Annotated in this window: 17 protein-coding genes; 2 read left to right on the top strand and 15 right to left on the bottom strand. The window is 49.1% G+C overall.

From position 1 onward, the window contains the following. Nucleotides 1-806: 806 nt before the first annotated feature. Nucleotides 807-1,067: a hypothetical protein gene (locus ACZ52Z_RS00380; protein ID WP_464268782.1), complete on the bottom strand. Its 261-nt coding sequence runs from the start codon at nt 1,065-1,067 to the stop codon at nt 807-809. Between the two features lie 13 nt (nt 1,068-1,080). After that, entirely contained in the window at nt 1,081-1,650 is a 570-nt protein-coding gene (locus tag ACZ52Z_RS00375; RefSeq protein WP_464268781.1) for a tyrosine-type recombinase/integrase, read from the bottom strand. 226 nt (nt 1,651-1,876) lie between these two features. Between ACZ52Z_RS00375 and ACZ52Z_RS00370 the strand changes: the two genes are divergently transcribed. Further along, nucleotides 1,877-2,209 carry a hypothetical protein gene (locus tag ACZ52Z_RS00370; RefSeq protein WP_464268780.1) on the top strand — a complete coding sequence of 111 codons (333 nt, stop codon included), beginning with the start codon at nt 1,877-1,879 and terminating at the stop codon, nt 2,207-2,209. A gap of 87 nt (nt 2,210-2,296) precedes the next feature. On the opposite strand, the gene ACZ52Z_RS00365 is transcribed toward ACZ52Z_RS00370, so the two are convergent. The 3 genes from ACZ52Z_RS00365 to ACZ52Z_RS00355 all read right to left on the bottom strand — a co-directional run bounded on the left by ACZ52Z_RS00365 (nt 2,297) and on the right by ACZ52Z_RS00355 (nt 5,845). Continuing rightward, the gene (locus ACZ52Z_RS00365) at nt 2,297-2,908 is read right to left on the bottom strand and encodes a class I SAM-dependent methyltransferase (RefSeq protein WP_464268779.1); all 612 of its coding nucleotides are present in this window, start codon (nt 2,906-2,908) and stop codon (nt 2,297-2,299) included. 322 nt (nt 2,909-3,230) lie between these two features. Further along, nucleotides 3,231-5,381 carry a xanthine dehydrogenase family protein molybdopterin-binding subunit gene (locus ACZ52Z_RS00360; protein ID WP_464268778.1) on the bottom strand — a complete coding sequence of 717 codons (2,151 nt, stop codon included), beginning with the start codon at nt 5,379-5,381 and terminating at the stop codon, nt 3,231-3,233. Further along, entirely contained in the window at nt 5,378-5,845 is a 468-nt protein-coding gene (locus ACZ52Z_RS00355; RefSeq protein ID WP_464268777.1) for a (2Fe-2S)-binding protein, read from the bottom strand. The genes ACZ52Z_RS00360 and ACZ52Z_RS00355 overlap by 4 nt, the downstream gene beginning before the upstream one ends. Nucleotides 5,846-6,201: 356 nt before the next feature. Here ACZ52Z_RS00355 and ACZ52Z_RS00350 point away from each other — a divergent pair, with 356 nt between their 5' ends. Beyond that, entirely contained in the window at nt 6,202-6,744 is a 543-nt protein-coding gene (locus ACZ52Z_RS00350; protein ID WP_464268776.1) for a hypothetical protein, read from the top strand. Nucleotides 6,745-6,890: 146 nt separating this feature from the next. Here the strand turns inward: ACZ52Z_RS00350 and ACZ52Z_RS00345 are convergent, their stop codons facing one another. From ACZ52Z_RS00345 to ACZ52Z_RS00300, 10 genes are all read right to left on the bottom strand, one after another. After that, the gene (locus ACZ52Z_RS00345) at nt 6,891-7,646 is read right to left on the bottom strand and encodes a class I SAM-dependent methyltransferase (RefSeq protein ID WP_464268775.1); all 756 of its coding nucleotides are present in this window, start codon (nt 7,644-7,646) and stop codon (nt 6,891-6,893) included. A 110-nt stretch (nt 7,647-7,756) separates the two neighbouring features. Further along, on the bottom strand, nt 7,757-8,212 hold the full coding sequence (locus tag ACZ52Z_RS00340; protein ID WP_464270737.1) for a YaiI/YqxD family protein: 456 nt from the start codon (nt 8,210-8,212) through the stop codon (nt 7,757-7,759). Between the two features lie 73 nt (nt 8,213-8,285). After that, nucleotides 8,286-9,101: an HD domain-containing protein gene (locus ACZ52Z_RS00335; protein ID WP_464268774.1), complete on the bottom strand. Its 816-nt coding sequence runs from the start codon at nt 9,099-9,101 to the stop codon at nt 8,286-8,288. A gap of 252 nt (nt 9,102-9,353) precedes the next feature. Beyond that, nucleotides 9,354-9,905, bottom strand: coding sequence for a DUF2127 domain-containing protein (locus ACZ52Z_RS00330; protein ID WP_464268773.1), 552 nt, complete (start codon nt 9,903-9,905; stop codon nt 9,354-9,356). Between the two features lie 446 nt (nt 9,906-10,351). Further along, the gene (locus ACZ52Z_RS00325) at nt 10,352-11,350 is read right to left on the bottom strand and encodes a DapH/DapD/GlmU-related protein (RefSeq protein WP_464268772.1); all 999 of its coding nucleotides are present in this window, start codon (nt 11,348-11,350) and stop codon (nt 10,352-10,354) included. Nucleotides 11,351-11,582: 232 nt separating this feature from the next. Next, the gene (locus ACZ52Z_RS00320) at nt 11,583-12,002 is read right to left on the bottom strand and encodes a GFA family protein (protein ID WP_464270736.1); all 420 of its coding nucleotides are present in this window, start codon (nt 12,000-12,002) and stop codon (nt 11,583-11,585) included. Between the two features lie 83 nt (nt 12,003-12,085). Next, the gene (locus ACZ52Z_RS00315) at nt 12,086-12,805 is read right to left on the bottom strand and encodes an aminotransferase class III-fold pyridoxal phosphate-dependent enzyme (protein WP_464270735.1); all 720 of its coding nucleotides are present in this window, start codon (nt 12,803-12,805) and stop codon (nt 12,086-12,088) included. Beyond that, nucleotides 12,802-13,968 (bottom strand): IS4 family transposase, encoded by a 1,167-nt coding sequence (locus tag ACZ52Z_RS00310; RefSeq protein ID WP_464267775.1) that lies wholly within the window; start codon nt 13,966-13,968, stop codon nt 12,802-12,804. Before ACZ52Z_RS00310 ends, ACZ52Z_RS00315 begins: the two co-directional genes overlap by 4 nt. Before the next feature lie 74 nt (nt 13,969-14,042). Beyond that, nucleotides 14,043-14,543, bottom strand: coding sequence for an aminotransferase class III-fold pyridoxal phosphate-dependent enzyme (locus ACZ52Z_RS00305; RefSeq protein ID WP_464268771.1), 501 nt, complete (start codon nt 14,541-14,543; stop codon nt 14,043-14,045). Between the two features lie 27 nt (nt 14,544-14,570). Then, a complete protein-coding gene (locus ACZ52Z_RS00300; RefSeq protein WP_464267038.1) occupies nt 14,571-16,094 on the bottom strand; it encodes an IS5 family transposase in 1,524 nt (507 codons plus the stop codon). Nucleotides 16,095-16,372 lie beyond the last annotated feature (278 nt).

Here is a 16,372-nt window from a genome sequence, read left to right as displayed (position 1 = left end):
ACTCCTCAGGAATATTTTTTATGAGTAAATATACTCAGATTTTATACCCAGCACTGACCTCTAAAAATGAAATTATTCAGCTGTTCACAGGATTGAAAATATCCTGCTCTTAAAAAGAACAACGCAAGATATATTCCACGGCTTTCTATTTATTACCGTTGACCAGTAATCCATGAACAAAAGTACATGCCTTCAATATATCTCTCCCCTAGTGGTGCATATGCACCACGTTTTTTGGTGCATATGCACCACAAAAGACCACTTCTATGTGCCAATAGGCTGACAAAAAAGCAGTGACTATGGACGACTATCGAACAGGAATAGACAGCATTGGAACAGAGTATGGCTCAAGTAACAGACCGAGGGTCTAGTTAGCTCATCTTGGGAAAACTGCCTTTGGCCACCTGCAATATCCTGCTTTAACAGGGCAAGGCAGCAAATTTGAATATGCATGAACACGCGAAACAACACCATGGACGGAAAAAATGCCTCGCAGATACGTCTGCGGCAATGTTTTTTGGGACACAGGAACTCAACTACAGGGGGGGGAAGTATCATGAACAATTAACGTATCAATAACGGCATACAATATTGCACACGTGAACTCTCCACGATTCAATGAATAAAAACGTTTTTGCGGCGAAAATACACTGGACACTCCCCAGTCCTACACAAGATTGCTCGCCCGTCCGCACCGGAAAAGAAAGATAAAGTTCAGTGCGGCAACAATCCAGTCAGTTTATAGACCCTGTGATTGCCCTGCACAGCACTCCGGGTTGCCGTCAGCTTCAGGCGACCATGACCTTTCAGGATATCCTGACGTTGAGCCCGGCATCCTCCACCTCAAGTATACGTCCACCATAGCGATCGATGAGGGTCAGGGCCGCATAGGTATCCGGATGGCCGTCTAGCTGGCTGCGGTATCCTTTGAGGATCGCCCTGCACTCCCGGACAAGGTCGGGTAAATCCACGTGCCCATTGATCAAGGTAACCTTACCAAACCCCTCAAGGCGAAAAATCACCTTGGTTTCTGCCATGGAACTCCCCACCGCTCTTGCCGCAGTCATCTCTCCCCCTCCGCTATAACCGTGCTACCATTTCACCCAATCGAACCGGATTCTCACTGATATACCTGGCTGTTGTCTGGACGTGGGCATGCCCCATCAGCGTAGAAACAGACCGCAGATCATACCCGGATTCGATCAGCCTGGTGGCGAACGTCCTTCGCCCTGAATGACTCTTTGCCCCTTTAATCCCGGCAGCATCATACAGTCGCTTAAACACCTGCTGCAGACTATTGGGGGTAAACGCTGTTTTCTGGCTCTTGAACAGGGAGCGATTGCTATCTCCTGATCGCTGTTCCAGATAGGCCTGCAGGTTCTTCCGCACCCGCTTATTTGTCAGGTAGACATATCGCCCGTACTCGCCTTTGGGTCGATCACTTGCCAGTTGGAACATCGTCACCAAGTGCCCTTCCCCATCAACCACATCATCAATGGTCAAGGACGCCATCTCCTTGACCCGCAGTCCCAGCTTAAAGGAAAAATCCAATAACACCAGATTGCGCAACCCGTGCCGCCCGGCAGCGGCAACGGTCCGCACCCGATGTTCCTCTGCTGGTGATAAAACCTTGGCTTGCCCTTCCCTCATGAATGCCTATAAAAAATGTACAAATATTATTATATTATTAAAACTAAATATTAAATAGAAAAATGACGGCCGGTCAACCAAAAAGCCTCTGCTTCACCCATTGTTCGTTTCCTGTACGGAGCCAACAGGTGTTTTTTTATCAAAAAGGATGAAACCGGCAGCGGACTGCGGTAGAGAAGAGCAAACGAAAACAGATTGCTGAAAAATACTCTTGAGGAGGCAAGCTATGGATGCTGCATACCTGGTTGATGTCGCTTACATGGTGCATGTAAACGACAACGAAATTGACTTTGAATCGGTGGACAACAGTGAACAGGTCTACCCGTCACTGATCGAGGCAAAAAAAGCGGCCCTGCAATACGATTTACACCAGCATAAACAAGACCTGCTGAACCGGCTCAACGGCGACAGAGGGAGAATACAGGCAGAGGTCGTCACCATAAAAGAGGGTGACATCACCGACACATTGATGATGAAATATCTGGAATGTACGCTTGAAAAAGGAAAGCCTGCATGGGAGGAGAACATATCGGCCGTGGAGGGACAGCCTCCTCAATAAACGGCAAGGAGGAAGACGGGTGTGCGGCTTGCAACGCAGTTGATCATCCTGCGTCGTGCACCTTCCTATATGGCCTGGGACTGATGGTTATTGGTCACGCTGTTCTGTTACCCGGTCTGCTGTTGCCGGTTTTCTGCAGTTAACGGTAAAATTTCGCCTGCTGCCAAACACGCGGCTGACCTTAAAGCCGTATGCCGTAACCAATGACTCTACCTCACCAAGGCTGAGCTTGTCAGGATCACCCGCCAGCTCCGAGATCGACAGCACCCCCCCTGGCTTGAGAATTCTATGCATTTCCAGCATGTATGCTTCCCGGTTCTCGATCTCCCCAAGAACGGTAACCAGAAATATTCTATCAAAGAGGCCACTGGCAAAGTCAAGCCTGTTGCCGTCTGCGAGTTTGTATTCCACATTGGTGAGGCCCCGCTTTTCAAGGCGTTTTCGGCAGAGATCGACCATTTCCTGCTGAATATCAAGAACCACCAGCTTCCCTGTTTTGAGCGCCCTTGCCACATGGGTGCTGAAATATCCGGGTCCCGGACCTATCTCCAGCACGGTATGGTCTTCCTGCAGCTCCAACCGCTGAATCAGCTTCCGCGGAGAAAGGAAAATATTTCTCAGGGGAAGCAGGAGCGTGAACGCATACTGCGGAGGAAACAGACCTTTGCCTGAAAAGCTTTTTTCACTGGATGGTGCCATGATTCATATCGACCGGTACATATGGTGATTTTTGCCGGTCAACCGGCACCGACAATCCCTACATCTCATCAACGTGCTCCTCATCTCCAGGATACTGCGGCGGTGCTGCGCCTACAGAGTGAACAATCCGTCCCTGGCGAGATTTCCTTGGCCCCAGCTACCAAATCATCCGTTTTTCCAGAGGCATTTTGCAGGCACTTGCAAAAGAAACGACATGCAGTGACAGATCCTCCCGTCCAGGCAGCACCTGTCACTGCTTCTTGGTTCAGCAACCGGATGGCAGATACCGGCTGCTCCCCTCTCCACGCCGGGGCCAGAAGGTTTACGCCCCCAGGCGCAGCTGACCGATGTCAAACGGCAGTGCTCTCAGCCTGACTCCGGTGGCGTTGAATACCGCATTGGCAACAGCAGGCGCCACCGACGGCAAGACAGGCTCGCCGATTCCCCCGGCCTTGAGAGTGCTAGGCATGATATGCACCTCAATCTCCGGCACTTCCGACATGGTCAGTACCGGATAGCTATCATAGTTGAGGGTGCCCACACCGCCCTGCTCAAAGTCGACCCGCTCATGCATGGCTACACTCAAGCCCATAACCACCCCGGCCTCAGCCTGGGCCTTGATTGCATCCGGATACACCGCCGTACCGCAGTCAATGGCACAGACCATCTTGTGGACCGTGATCTTCCCCGCTTTGCTGACCGACACTTCCGCTATGTGTGCGGCAAAGGATTCAAAACAACCCGTCACGGCGACCCCGCGCGCTCTGCCCTGGGGAACGGGACCCGACCATCCGCCTTTCTCCGCAAGCAGCGTGAGCAGAGCATGGGGACGGGAGCCCTTCTCCATATGCTCCAGACGAAACAGAACCGGATCTTTTTCCGCTGCGTGGGCCAGTTCATCCATAAACGACTCGACTGTAAATGTATTGACCGAGTACCCCACCGATCGCCACCAACCGACCGGTACAGGTGATCCGGTGAGCATCACATATTCCACCAGCAGATTGGGGACATCGTAGACCATATCTCTGATGCCGCTGATGGCGTCAGGATCCACACCGTTTTCCACATACTGGGGCATGGACCTGGACATGACAGAGGGCGCGGCAACCTTGTGCGACCAACCCACCAGTTTCCCGTTTTCATCCAGCCCGGCCTGTATACGGCAGTGACTGCCCGGACGGAAGTAGTCATTGGCAAAATCGTCCTCACGGCTCCACATCACTTTCACCGGTCTGCCGAGGGCCATGGATAGCTGCACCGCATCCTCTACAGGATCCGGTTCCCCCCGCAAGCCGAAGCCCCCGCCAACCATGGTGGTCATTACCTCCACCTTTTCCGGGGGAAGGCCGGTCAGCTTGGCAGCCGTCATCTGAGCAACGGTCTGCCCCTGGGTCGGCACCCAGAGACGACACCGGTCCTTTTCCACATGGGCGGTACAGTTGATCGGTTCCACCTGGGCATGGGAGAGATAGGGCAATCTATAGGACTGGGCCAGGGTTGTAGACGCCTGCGCCAGCGCCCCGGCAGTATTGCCCCGTTCTTTACCCACAGCTCCCTTTTTCTCCAGGTGCTCTTCAAACAATCTGTCCAGTGCTGCATTATCCAGGTCTGGGTGCGAGCCCTTGGACCACTGAATGTTCAGGGCATCCCGGCCTTTCATTGCCGCATAGGTCGTATCTGCACAGACCCCTATCCGGTTCTCCAGAGGGATGACGTCCACCACGCCCTTGACCCCCATGGCCGCCTTTTTCTCAAAAGCGCTGTAGGTCGCGCCATACACAGGCGGGCGGGCCACCACGGCAATGCACATGCCGGGCACGACTACATCAATCCCGTACACGCTTTTCCCCATCACCTTATCCGGTATATCCAGGCGCTGCCTGGCCGTGCCGATAATCCGGTAATCCGCAGGATCCTTGAGGGGTGGATCTTGGGGCAATTCACGTTTGCCGGCAGCCCCGGTCAGTTGACCATAGCTCAGGCTGCGCCCATCCGGATGAAGGACCCGCGACTCCCGGGCAATACATTTATCCGCGGCAATGCCCCATTGTTCAGCTGCCGCGGCAACCAGCATCTGACGGGCTGCAGCCCCCACCTGGCGGAGCATATCCCATCGATGGCGTATACTGGTGCTGCCGCCGGTCAACTGGGCATGCCACTGGGGATCCTTGAAGGGCTCTGCGGCCAGCGCCATCTTCACCTGGATATTTTCCCAGGCAGCCTCCAACTCGTCGGCTATAATCATAGGGATGCCGGTGTGGGTCCCCTGACCGAGATTGGTTTGCCCCACCCAGACGGTTATCGAGTCGTCGGCGGCAATCTCTACAAACGCATGCGGCTTGAACGGCAGCTCCGCCGATGCCTGCACAGGCGATACATTCAGCAGCTGCACCGAGCCGGAGAGAGCTGTCGCGGCTATGACCAGGCTGCCCTGCTGCAAAAAGGCTCTGCGTGTCAAATCGCTTGTCATGATTTCACCTCCGAGGCTGCATTCATTTCTGCGGCAAGCTGGATAGCCTGTTTCATTCTCGGATGCGAGCCGCATCGGCAAACCACGTCATCCATGGCTGCATTGATCTCCTCCGCTGAGGGCTTGGGCACCTTGGTCAGAAAATCTACGGTCTGCAGCATAATGCCCGGTTGACAGTACCCGCACTGGGGCACCTGCTTTTCAATCCATGCCTGCTTGACCGGGTGCTCATCGGGGATCCCCTCAATGGTCAATATCCTGCTGCCCACAGCCTGAGCTGCGGTTATTGAGCAGGATCTGACCGCTTCTCCATCGATAAGCACTGTACATATCCCGCATTCGGCAATTCCGCAGGTGTACTTTACACTGGTAAACCCCAGATTATCGCGCAGTACCCACAACAATGGAGTTTCCGGATCAACATCGACCTTTCTTGCGGTTCCATTCACATTGAGCTCGATCATAGCCCCTCCTTTTTCTGGCTGAATTTCGGTCAAACCATCAGCAACAGCCTACCTACACAGCTACAGATTATGCAACTGTAATTTGGCGATTTATCAACTTTTCCCCCCTACGGTTCAACACCGAGTAAAACCACGACGCAACCATGCACCCGACAGGGGAACGCCATCTCCTGCCGATGGCACCCCTTTGCCCGGTTAGACCATCACAACGATGAAAGAAAAAGCCTTGACACCTTTGGGTGCAACAAAAGCGTTCTTTTTTTCTCCAGAGGGAATATAAAGACCATATTAATCAGCATATCGGCAGGCCATCCTTCTGTCCCTTTTCTGGCCGTTAACGGCAGGGAGAACACGTGGTGAATCAAACGAAACTCCTGCACAAGATCTACTGCGGCAGCGTGGAGTCGCGCCTGGCCTTTGGGATCCATCTCTTTAAAACATTCGGCCCCACTCTCGAGCGACGCGCTGATGTGCTGTCAGCTCTTGCCCTTATGCGCTCCAGGGAGCGGGCACTCTCAACCCACATGCAGAGCCAGATGCTCGGCAGGCTCTGCTCTGCCTGCGCTGCCTCCGAGTGCGGCGGGTGCTGCAGCAGGTACATGGCAGGCGAGACAGACAGCCTGCAGATAGTCATGAACCTGCTGGCCGGAGTGGAGGTCGCACAGATCAATGAGCACCCTGCCGAGTGCTGCTACCTCAACCCTGCAGCAGGCTGCATCTTTCTCTTTAAACCCATGTTTTGCCTTAACTATAATTGTCGTCGGATAGAGGAATCGGTCAGCGGAAAGGAATTAAGCCAACTTGAACGGGAGGCTGCGGCGCTTCTTCGCAGCCAGTATGCTTTGGAAGGGGTGTTGCAGCGCTTTCTCTCCTCTGATGGGGTCGAACTGGACCTGTAAAGACGTACATCTTTTTCATCGCCCATCCACCTCTCCGGCCATTGCGGAAAATCTGGGCACATATCAATCAATTTGCTCAGAGAAGAGAAAACGGCAGCCAGCAGCCGCCTGTGGTACTACAGCTGCTCCTTGGCATTATTTCGCTATTAGTCGGTCTTCCTGGCAATATACACCCCGTAACTGACGTGCGCCTTGTACCGCTCATAAAGGTCAATTTCCAGTTGTTCCGCGGCCACGATTGCACGCGCCGCCTCACTGTTGCCATTCCGGTTCAGAAAATCCTCGAACCTGGCCTGCATTGGGCGATAATACTGATCCATCCAGCAATGCTCCGGCAACACAAAGTATCCCACAGGCGAATACCCATGCTGCTCAAGCACCCTGATTTTCGCCGATGCCACATCCACTTCGGGATACTCATTGTGCCAATGGCGCTGGAGTTCGGCCGGACGCGAATCGGTGAGCCACGTAAGCTCTGATACAACCAATAAACCGCCTGATTTCAGGTAGCGTCGCCACTCCTCCACGCCTTTTTCAAAGCCGATGCTATAGATTGCCCCCTCAGACCAGATACCATCCAGCTCTCCGGCAGCAAAGGGCAGGTCATCCATGGAACAGGCAAGGGATGTTATCCTGTCCGCCACCCCTGCACGTTCAGCCCTCTGCTTCAACACCTCAAGAAAATCCTCAAGCAGGTCCACCGCCGTGATCCGAGCATTCAGGAGTCGGGCAAGCAGGATCGCGGACGCCCCTGTACCGCAGCCAATATCCGCTATCTTCAGCGGTTTTTGCCGATCGATCCCAGCCAGATTAAGGGCCAGCTCCGTCTCTGCATCCCCGCCCGGCCCCTGTCGATATCCTTCCCTGTGCAGGTCAATCAGCAGACTGTAATCATCACTCATTAGTATATCCTTGGTGGCATGCAAAGCGAACGGTTACGCGCATGTTCCTGCCCAGCAACAGGGAGAGCATATGCAGTGAGCGCAGGAGACAGACGGAGCCAACCGTCTCGCTAGGCCCGCTTTGTATATTTGGTTATGATTTGATCCAACCTATTGGCAAAGACCTGTTTATCGCGTGCACCAAAAGCAGAAGGCCCGCCAGTCTCTATCCCACTTGAACGCAAACTGTCTAAAAAGTCTCGGGTACTTACCCTTTCACCTATATTTTCTTCCGTATACACCTCACCACGCGGATTGAGCGCCACCCCTCCCTTCTCCACAACCCTGGCAGCAAGAGGAATATCCGACGTAATGACAAGATCTGCAGGCTCCACCTTTCTGACTATTTCATTATCAGCTCTATCCAACCCCTGGCGCACATGGACGAAACGGATGAATGAAGACCGGGGCACGTGCAACTGTCTATTGGCAACCAAAATTAATTGCACCTTCGTCCTTTCCGCCGCTCTATAGAGGATTTCTTTTATGGCAACAGGACAGGCGTCTGCATCCACCCAAATTTTCATGGTTTCATTTTTCCTACAGTAAGGCTGCGTTTGTCTAAGCCCCTGTTCGAGCAGCACAGGATTTCCGCCAAGCTCACCGCCCCATCGTTGTGGCTGAAGCGATCCTCTTCTCCATATAGTTGATGGCCATGGCGAAAATTTCTTCAATTTCCCTGCTGTCTGGCAATACAGAGCGCATTTTTTCCAGATAGCCTCTTTTTATTGCCTCTTGAACGGTGGGCACAAAATTGAGATCATAAATCCAACTGACCTGGAGCAATTTAAAATCATTTAAGGTGGTAAGATTATTGATGTCCACCATGCGCTGATGGAGCAGGTCATTGATCACTGCAGGACTGAGGTCCTCTCGGTTGTCGAGCCCAAGCTCAATGACAGGGTTCTTTTTCCCATGGTTTTCAAGGTAATAACTGGTGGTTACATTCCAGATATCCAGCTTGTCAGCATCACGGATCAGCTGTGAAAAAAACAGACATGTTTGCGTCTCTTTTTCAGGCAGTGCAGCACGGTTATGATAGAGAATCGGACGCATTACCATCTCTTTGAGGTCGGTTGCCATCTCTGCCAGTATTTCTCTTTCTTCAATGATGCGAATGCCGAGTTCAGCATGATTAACCGATGTGCGGTCCATAAAGGTACGATATTGCGCGTACTGCTCAAAACGACCGATATCATGCAGCAGAGCGATTATTTCAGCCAAGCGGAGTTCATCACCTCCAAGACCGAGGGCTTTACCGATGAGCAGAATATTATCGCAGACCCGAAGGCTATGGTCTCTTTTGAGTGTGATATTCGCCTGATGCGAGGCATCCGGCTCCCTGAAGGTTGCAACATACCGTTCAAAGCGCCCTCTGATGACCTTAAGATCGGCATCGCTAACTTGAAATTTCATACTGTGGATTCTCTTTGTCTGCACACGTGGAGGTAATAAGCAGAGGCCCCTGTCATTGCTTTTGAGAGGGCGGCATTTATCTACCTGACGCCCAACCTTGTGGACATGACATATGGTTGATCAACGGGGAGTGGTCTTCCATGCCAAAACTGAAAGACAGAACCAATCAAGAGCCGGACAAAGAACTGCTCCCTCTGCACTTTGCCTCACGCATAGCTCCCGCTTGACAGCGTACGTTGTGGTACGATTTAGTCAGACAAATTCTCTTCGTATTTGCTGGGAGCACAATTTCTTGATCACAAAGCCAAATAAACTGATCATAGCAGCCACCATGACCACGCTTGCTATCTGCATAACATGCACCATGGATTCCAGCTCTGGCTGTGGCGGATGAATTTCAGGGGTAGATTGCAATAGAGTAAACTGCATAATCAGTCCAAAAATATTCCATGCTATACCAACACCCATTAAAAATATAAAAATAATTCTCGCCCAATTTTTTCTATTTAACAATGCAATAGCTGATATGAAACTTGTTGCCGAAAAAACCAGCGCCAGGAAAAAAAACAGGTCAAAATGGTCAAACATTAATTGAGCAAAAGCTGGCAAATTTTCTGACGATTCAGAATGAGCCGCAGCACTGCTCACTTCTTGTATTGGATGAAATGCGTAAAGCATTATATTTTGCAAAATTCCAATAAACGTAGCGAACCCCCCGAAAATAATAAATATCCATGCTAAAACATTAACAAATGTTGATCTTTGCTCTTGAGGGGTAACCGTTTCTTGGGGTTCGGCAGTCATCTTGTTTCCTTTGTATGTCTACGTTTAGGGTACCCGGTGGCAACGAACTGCTTACCAACCACCGCAATTTTTGACGTTGTTTTTCAATTTTGCACGACCTATTTTCCATCCGGTGGATTGGTTTGTTCGCCTTTTCCTTTGCGAACTAGCCTGAGTGAGGAGCTAGGGTCTTGTTCAACTAACGAGGTACGTCTCCCCTGCGGCCTACAGTATTCCTATCTACGCTTCACGACTGTTGTTCAGCGATTTTCCGATTCCGTGGGTCGCGCAACAGTCGGTACGGGCTGCTGGCTAGGCTTTGCCCGATCGGGACTTCCCACCATACGGTGAGGCACCCGACAAGAAGCGCCAAGCTACGCCTGGCGCACTAACGACAAGCTGAGAGGTCTTTGAACAAGCGAAGTGCTGCTCCAAAATCCTTCTTAAACGAATTGTTCGACTGTGCCCTATTGCAACGTCCGTAAATCATTGAAATTGAACGTCCATTTCGGATTTTCCGGAGAGCGGGTTAAGGTATCACTCTGTTTTGCGGGAAATCCCTCTACAACAGAATAATCCGGAAAATTGGATCGCTGTTTCACCAGGGTTCCTGCCTTAACAATGGAATGTTTCCCAACCTTGCTGGAATCACAAACAATGCTTCCAGGCTCTACCACCGTGCACTCTCCAATTTCACAACCATGAATCATACAACCGGGACCGATAATGACATGGTCCTCAAGTATCAATTGATTGTCAGGTAAAAGGTGCAGAACGGTATTTTCTAAAATTTGAACGTGATTACCTATTCGAACGGGGCCATGAGAGTCGCCAATGATTTTCACCCCTGCTCCAATGACGCAATGTTCTCCAATAATCACATCGCCGGTGATCTCTGAAGAATCAAACAGGAATGTTGTTTCTGCGATTTGAGGTGATTTGTTTTTATACGAATATACTTTTCCCATAGGCTTTCCTTCCGTTAATAATCCCTGAACAATTTGGTCCGCTCTCTCGGCCAAGGATATATCGCCTCCTCGCATTCGCGAGATCATGGCCTGGTCTTCCTCTGTTAATGACCGAATGATTCGACCAGGTCGCCCCACCACCACTGAATATTCAGGAACGATCATCTCCTCTGGAATAAGAGTCCCCTCGCCCAAGATACACCAATGTCCGAGGGTGGAGCCTGGCATCAAAATACAACCATTGCCGATTTCACACAAATCGCCAATGGTAGCGCCAATGATAAAGGTTCGGTGTCCAAAAACGACTTTGCGGCCCACCGTTGTTTTCAACTCAGGATGTCCCACAAGGACACAATTTTCCAACACAGCACTGTCATGGCCAATAGTGATTCCTTCAGGGACTGATCGCAGGATAGCTCCTTGAGCAAGGTAAGTTTGATGTCCCAAATGAACAGAACCATAAAGGGATGCTGAGTCTGCTTGTGTAAAATTGTTCATTGTATAATTTTGAATTTGATTTACAGACTATTTTATCACGTCGTGACAGGTTGCATCTTTATAAGCATTGCTTGGTCGTTCCAATTGTCGAACGGTCCATGATAACTGGCGGTTACGCTCAGCTCGAAACGATGCCGTCGCGCGCAGCGGGACGCCATCGTTAAGTTCACCGGCGCGCGATCACACGCGTCCGACCGTAGCGGTGTGAAACGCTTGGCTATGTGTTTTTATTCTAATCAGGTAACTTCTCAAAACATGGATACTCTTCAAGTTTATATGACCACGGAGCTTTACTGCTCATAAAAATATTTGCATCTGGTTTAATATCCAATTCACTATCAAGACTACCTGCTGGCACTACAACCATATTTAATTCTTTAGATTCATATGGGATAGCTGAACCACAGTTTGTACAGAAACTTTTGGTATGTTGTGTCTCGGGTAACTGATATTTCTTTACAAACTCATGCCCCTGTAACCACCTTAACTCTGCCGATTTTGAAAAAATATTCGCAGCATGAGCTGCCCCTGTGTCTTTACGACAACGTTTACAATGACAAAGATAGAAAGATTCAAAATTTCCTATAATTTCATACTGAACCTTACCGCACAAACATGATCCATATTTTTTTCCAGCCACACAGTTCTCCATAAAATATTTCACATAACACTGGTTTCACCTGCGTTACCCAGAGTGAGGAACGCACGGCATGTAACGTCAGGTATAAACGCTTGTCATGCGATTAATTCAATATGTGTTTTTACTTTTTTTAATGTGTTAATAAATCCATCAATTTCTGGTTCACCGATTATAAGTGGTGGATCAATCCTTAAAGATGAACCTCGGTTCCCTACAATATACCCTCTCTCAATAAGCTCATTATAAAAGGAATCAGCAATTTCTTTGTTCTTAATATCAACAATAAACATCAACCCTCTGCCCCGAACTTCCGTAATAATTTCATTATCAATAAGTGATTCAAGCTGTTTGCGAAGAAGTAAACCACTATTCTCCGCTTTCGATATCAAATTGTTTTTTTCGATGCACTGGATTACACCATACGCGATCGAAGCTCCCAAAGGATCATTTTGATGGGATTGGGAATAATGAAACGGTTTTAGTTCTAACTGATTACTGACCGTTTCGTTGATGAGTGCAACACTAACAGGGTATCCATTTCCAATTCCTTTACCAACAGCGATAAAATCGGGAGTAATGTCATAATGTTGGTATCCAAACCATTTGCCAGTCCGACCGATACCTGTTGTTACTTCATTGACAACAATTTTCCCTCCATTGCCTTGAACAATATGGGAAATATTACGTATCAAGCCTTTTGGTGGAAATCTTACAAATCCAGAAGAACTACCCGGTTCAAAGATGAAAGCAGAAACGTCTTTTGGTATATTCTGCAGCACTTCACATGATAATTTACAACACTGGTGTCCGGTTATAGTTTGCTGAAATTAAACAGCATTTTTTGATAACTTTCAGTTCTATGTTTTACAGGCAAAGGGTTGAATAACTCCCACAGATTCTGTTTTTTAAACAGGTTTAACTGCAGAATTCGTTGGATTTGTGTAATAGATTGTCCCAGTTTTGCCAAAAATTTCATGTAAGAAAGTACCAGCATGGTGATAAGGGCAATCCATATCTGTGTCATGACCGCGTTGCGGCTGGTACCGAGAAAAGTTTTGATCTTCAGGTTTTGTTTGATCCACTTGAAAAAAAGCTCAATCTCCCACCTGCTTTTATAGATATCGGCAATGGTTTTAGCTGCCAGGTGGAAATTGTTGGTAAGGAAAACGTAATGTTTGCCGCTCTTTGGGTCTTTGTACCCTATTCGCCGTAGAGGTATGGGGCATTCGTCTGATTTTGTACCGGTAAGAATGATGGTTTGATCAGAGGTGAGTCCTTTGGATTTAAGGACTGGGCGTCTTTCGGTCACCTTGTATTTGATGTTGCGTTTGAGGCGGGTAACAAGGAAGTTCTTTCTTTTATTGAGCTTATACAGCCAGGAAAAATCTATGTACGCCCTGTCGGCAGCAATAATCGAACCTGCCGGTAACGCGAGGGTTCTTGCAAAGGATAGGTCTGAGGTTTTCGCGTCGGTAATAGCAGCGAACTTGGGGATATAACCATCATGATCCAGCAAGGCGTGCAGTTTCACACCGCCTTTGGTCGAACGAAATTTTGCCCAGGGAAAGACGGACAAGCAGAGGTCGATGGTTGAGGCATCAAGCGAGTAAAGCTTGTTCTTGAACTTGAATTTCTTTTTTCCTGGTGCGATGGACATGCAGCGTTGGTAGGTCTTTTCAAAGAAAGCCTGATAGAATTCTGCAGGTCGCTTGTTGTTTGCGTCAGCTAGGGTTGATTTCTTCACTCGGTTGACTCCGAGATGATATAATCTTCCTGCTTGTGTCTGCAGGGAGTCACAGATATCACGAAGACTCGCTCTACCGGTAAGTTGAGCAAACATCATGATAGTAAATTGGCCCCACTGGCTGAGAGCACGGTACTTTCGTTGCGGTCGGTAAGGACCCGTATGCAAATATTGGAATTCATGTCTGTCAATAAGTTTGAGCAATTGTGCAAGTACCGTGTTACTATGAGCCATGGCCTGAATCTCCTTTTATGTTAATGTGTTAGCGGTAACATCATTATACAAAAAAGAAGCTCTTCAGGCCTTATCTATTTCCTTAACCGGACAGCAGTGAATTTACAATGATCTCTATCGGAACATAACTTACACTGTTCCCAATTTAGCAAATACCAATTTTGGGACTTGTCGATTATTGAAGAATACGCCCCAAGGTATGAGTCATGGAGTGTCAATGATATCTGTTTTCCAGTCAGGTGGTCAGCCATCTGCCTTGATATCTCAATCGCTTCACTTCCGGAGCAAAGAAACACACTTTTCCCGTTAGTAAATCCAGCGACATTGAGAATTGACTTAGCCGCTTTTTCCAGTATTTCATTTGAATAACAAAATCCAGCGTGCATTAATGAGTCAATTTGATTTTTTATTATTCTGTTTACCTCAACGGTATTATGTCCAAGCGATGTACACCAAACACCTGATTCTAAATCCATATAGCCTTTGCCTTGTTCATCATATAGATAAAGACCTTTACTCTTCACAATATTTGGAATTTTGAGCTCGTGACCGGTACAAAAAAATACATGTTCCATTTCTAATTCGGGTTTGCTGAACAACGATTAACCACTTGCGGCTTCGATGGCTTTAAACCCGGCCAAAAGGCAAGAAAGTTTATGAGGCGTCCACCAAACATTCGCAAATCGAGCTTTTGTTCTTTGAAAAAATAATAAAACGACGATGGCCAGCCACCGTTTCAGGTTCATTACCAAGAAACTGATCATGATTGCGGTTTCACTGGTACATGACAGCTTGGTCATGATCCGGTTCAAACTATAGCGGCGTTTGCCTTGACCGAACTTGCCCTCAACCGCATTTCTGTCAATTTCATCCTGCCTGGCCTGCTGTTTTGCTGCTTGGAGTGCTTTGGCATTTTCCTGGGTCACTTTTGGCGGTCGGCCAAGCCTGGGGCCAGACAATCGAATCTGGTGGTGCTTGCAATATCGGCGGTTTTCGCGGTTACGATAAATTTTATCGGCATGCACCGATTCCGGGTAGCAACCATATCGCGTACGATACGCCTCGATTTGAGCAATAAGGTCACAACTTTCATTGTAGTTGTCCCAACTGATATGGTCGACAAAGCTGATGCCGTGCACAAGGCTGATACTGATTTTGGCCCCGAACTCAGTGTCAGCAGCAGCTTTACCACGCTTGATCGGTCGAACATGCGGTTGACTAATGCTGACAATACGGTCATCAATACGATGACTGCGGTTCTCGTACATCCACTGTTGTTGGCGGTATACCTCAGAAATCACCAGCAGCTCTTTATAATGGCGACGGCCGAGCAGTGTAAATCCTTGATGCTCACCAAGTTGATCAATGGAGTTGAGATTGCGCCGCAGATACCCTAATTGCCGACGGAGGCACTTTCGAATCTTTTTGCGACTCATCCGCTTGTCTTTGGCAATAGACAAAAATTGTCTTCTGGCTCGTTGACGGTAGGTGCGCGGCTTCTTATATCCTCGTCCTCTGGCTTCATGCAGGATATCAATGATCTGCTCACTCTTCTCACGGGCCTTGTTGAGGAGTTTGATATCGGTGGGATAGGTGATATCCGCAGGAGCACATGTGGCATCCACCAGCAACTGGCCGCTGTTGCGAGATGGTTTTTGGTCGCTCGTCGTCTCGGTATCGGTTCCTGGGGGTGTTTGGCCGGGTGCCGGTGGGTCCTGATCTCCGTGCATCTTCTCTGCAATGGCATTGTTGACCTCGCTCAACACATCTGCCGGAAAGCGTTTACGGAAATGGACAAACATGGAGGCGTCAAACGGTGGCATGGTGATGAAGGACTTGAGCCCGCAAAAGTACTGCAGATACGGATTTTCCGTGATCTGCTCAACGCATAATCTGTCACTGACACCTAGTTCTTCTTTGATGATCAGTGCGGCGAGGGCCATTCTCACAGAGAGAGCCGGGTGCCCGGTACCGGATTTCGAGAAATTTTCCCTATAGCGTTCTTCGAACTGCACCCAGGGGATCAAGGCAGCTAATTTTACCCATTTGTTGTCAGGTGCCAGCTCTCCATGAAAGGGTAGAGAAAATTCAGGGAGTTCGAGCTGCTTCTGATTATGCTTGTACATGGTGTTACTGTCGGAAGGTGCAAGGGTTTTGGAAGGTGTCAGCCGTTTTCTGTGCACTTACGACGCCGATTATACTATTTTTTAAACACAAATTCATGGTCTTGCTTGTTGCTCAGCAAGCCCTAATTCTCTTTCTTTGTTTTTTTTTGCACATAATGTTTCGAGCTGAGCGGCAGCGTTCTGCAGGTCACTGTCAAGTGGCCCCCCTGAGAGGCGATGTCCCCTCCGGTGGTTGGAAGGCGGCCTACGAATCAGCAAGCAGGCATCTTGTAATTTCG

It is taken from the genome of Desulfogranum aggregans (assembly GCF_055398265.1).
This window is presented reverse-complemented; position numbering and strand designations above follow the sequence as displayed.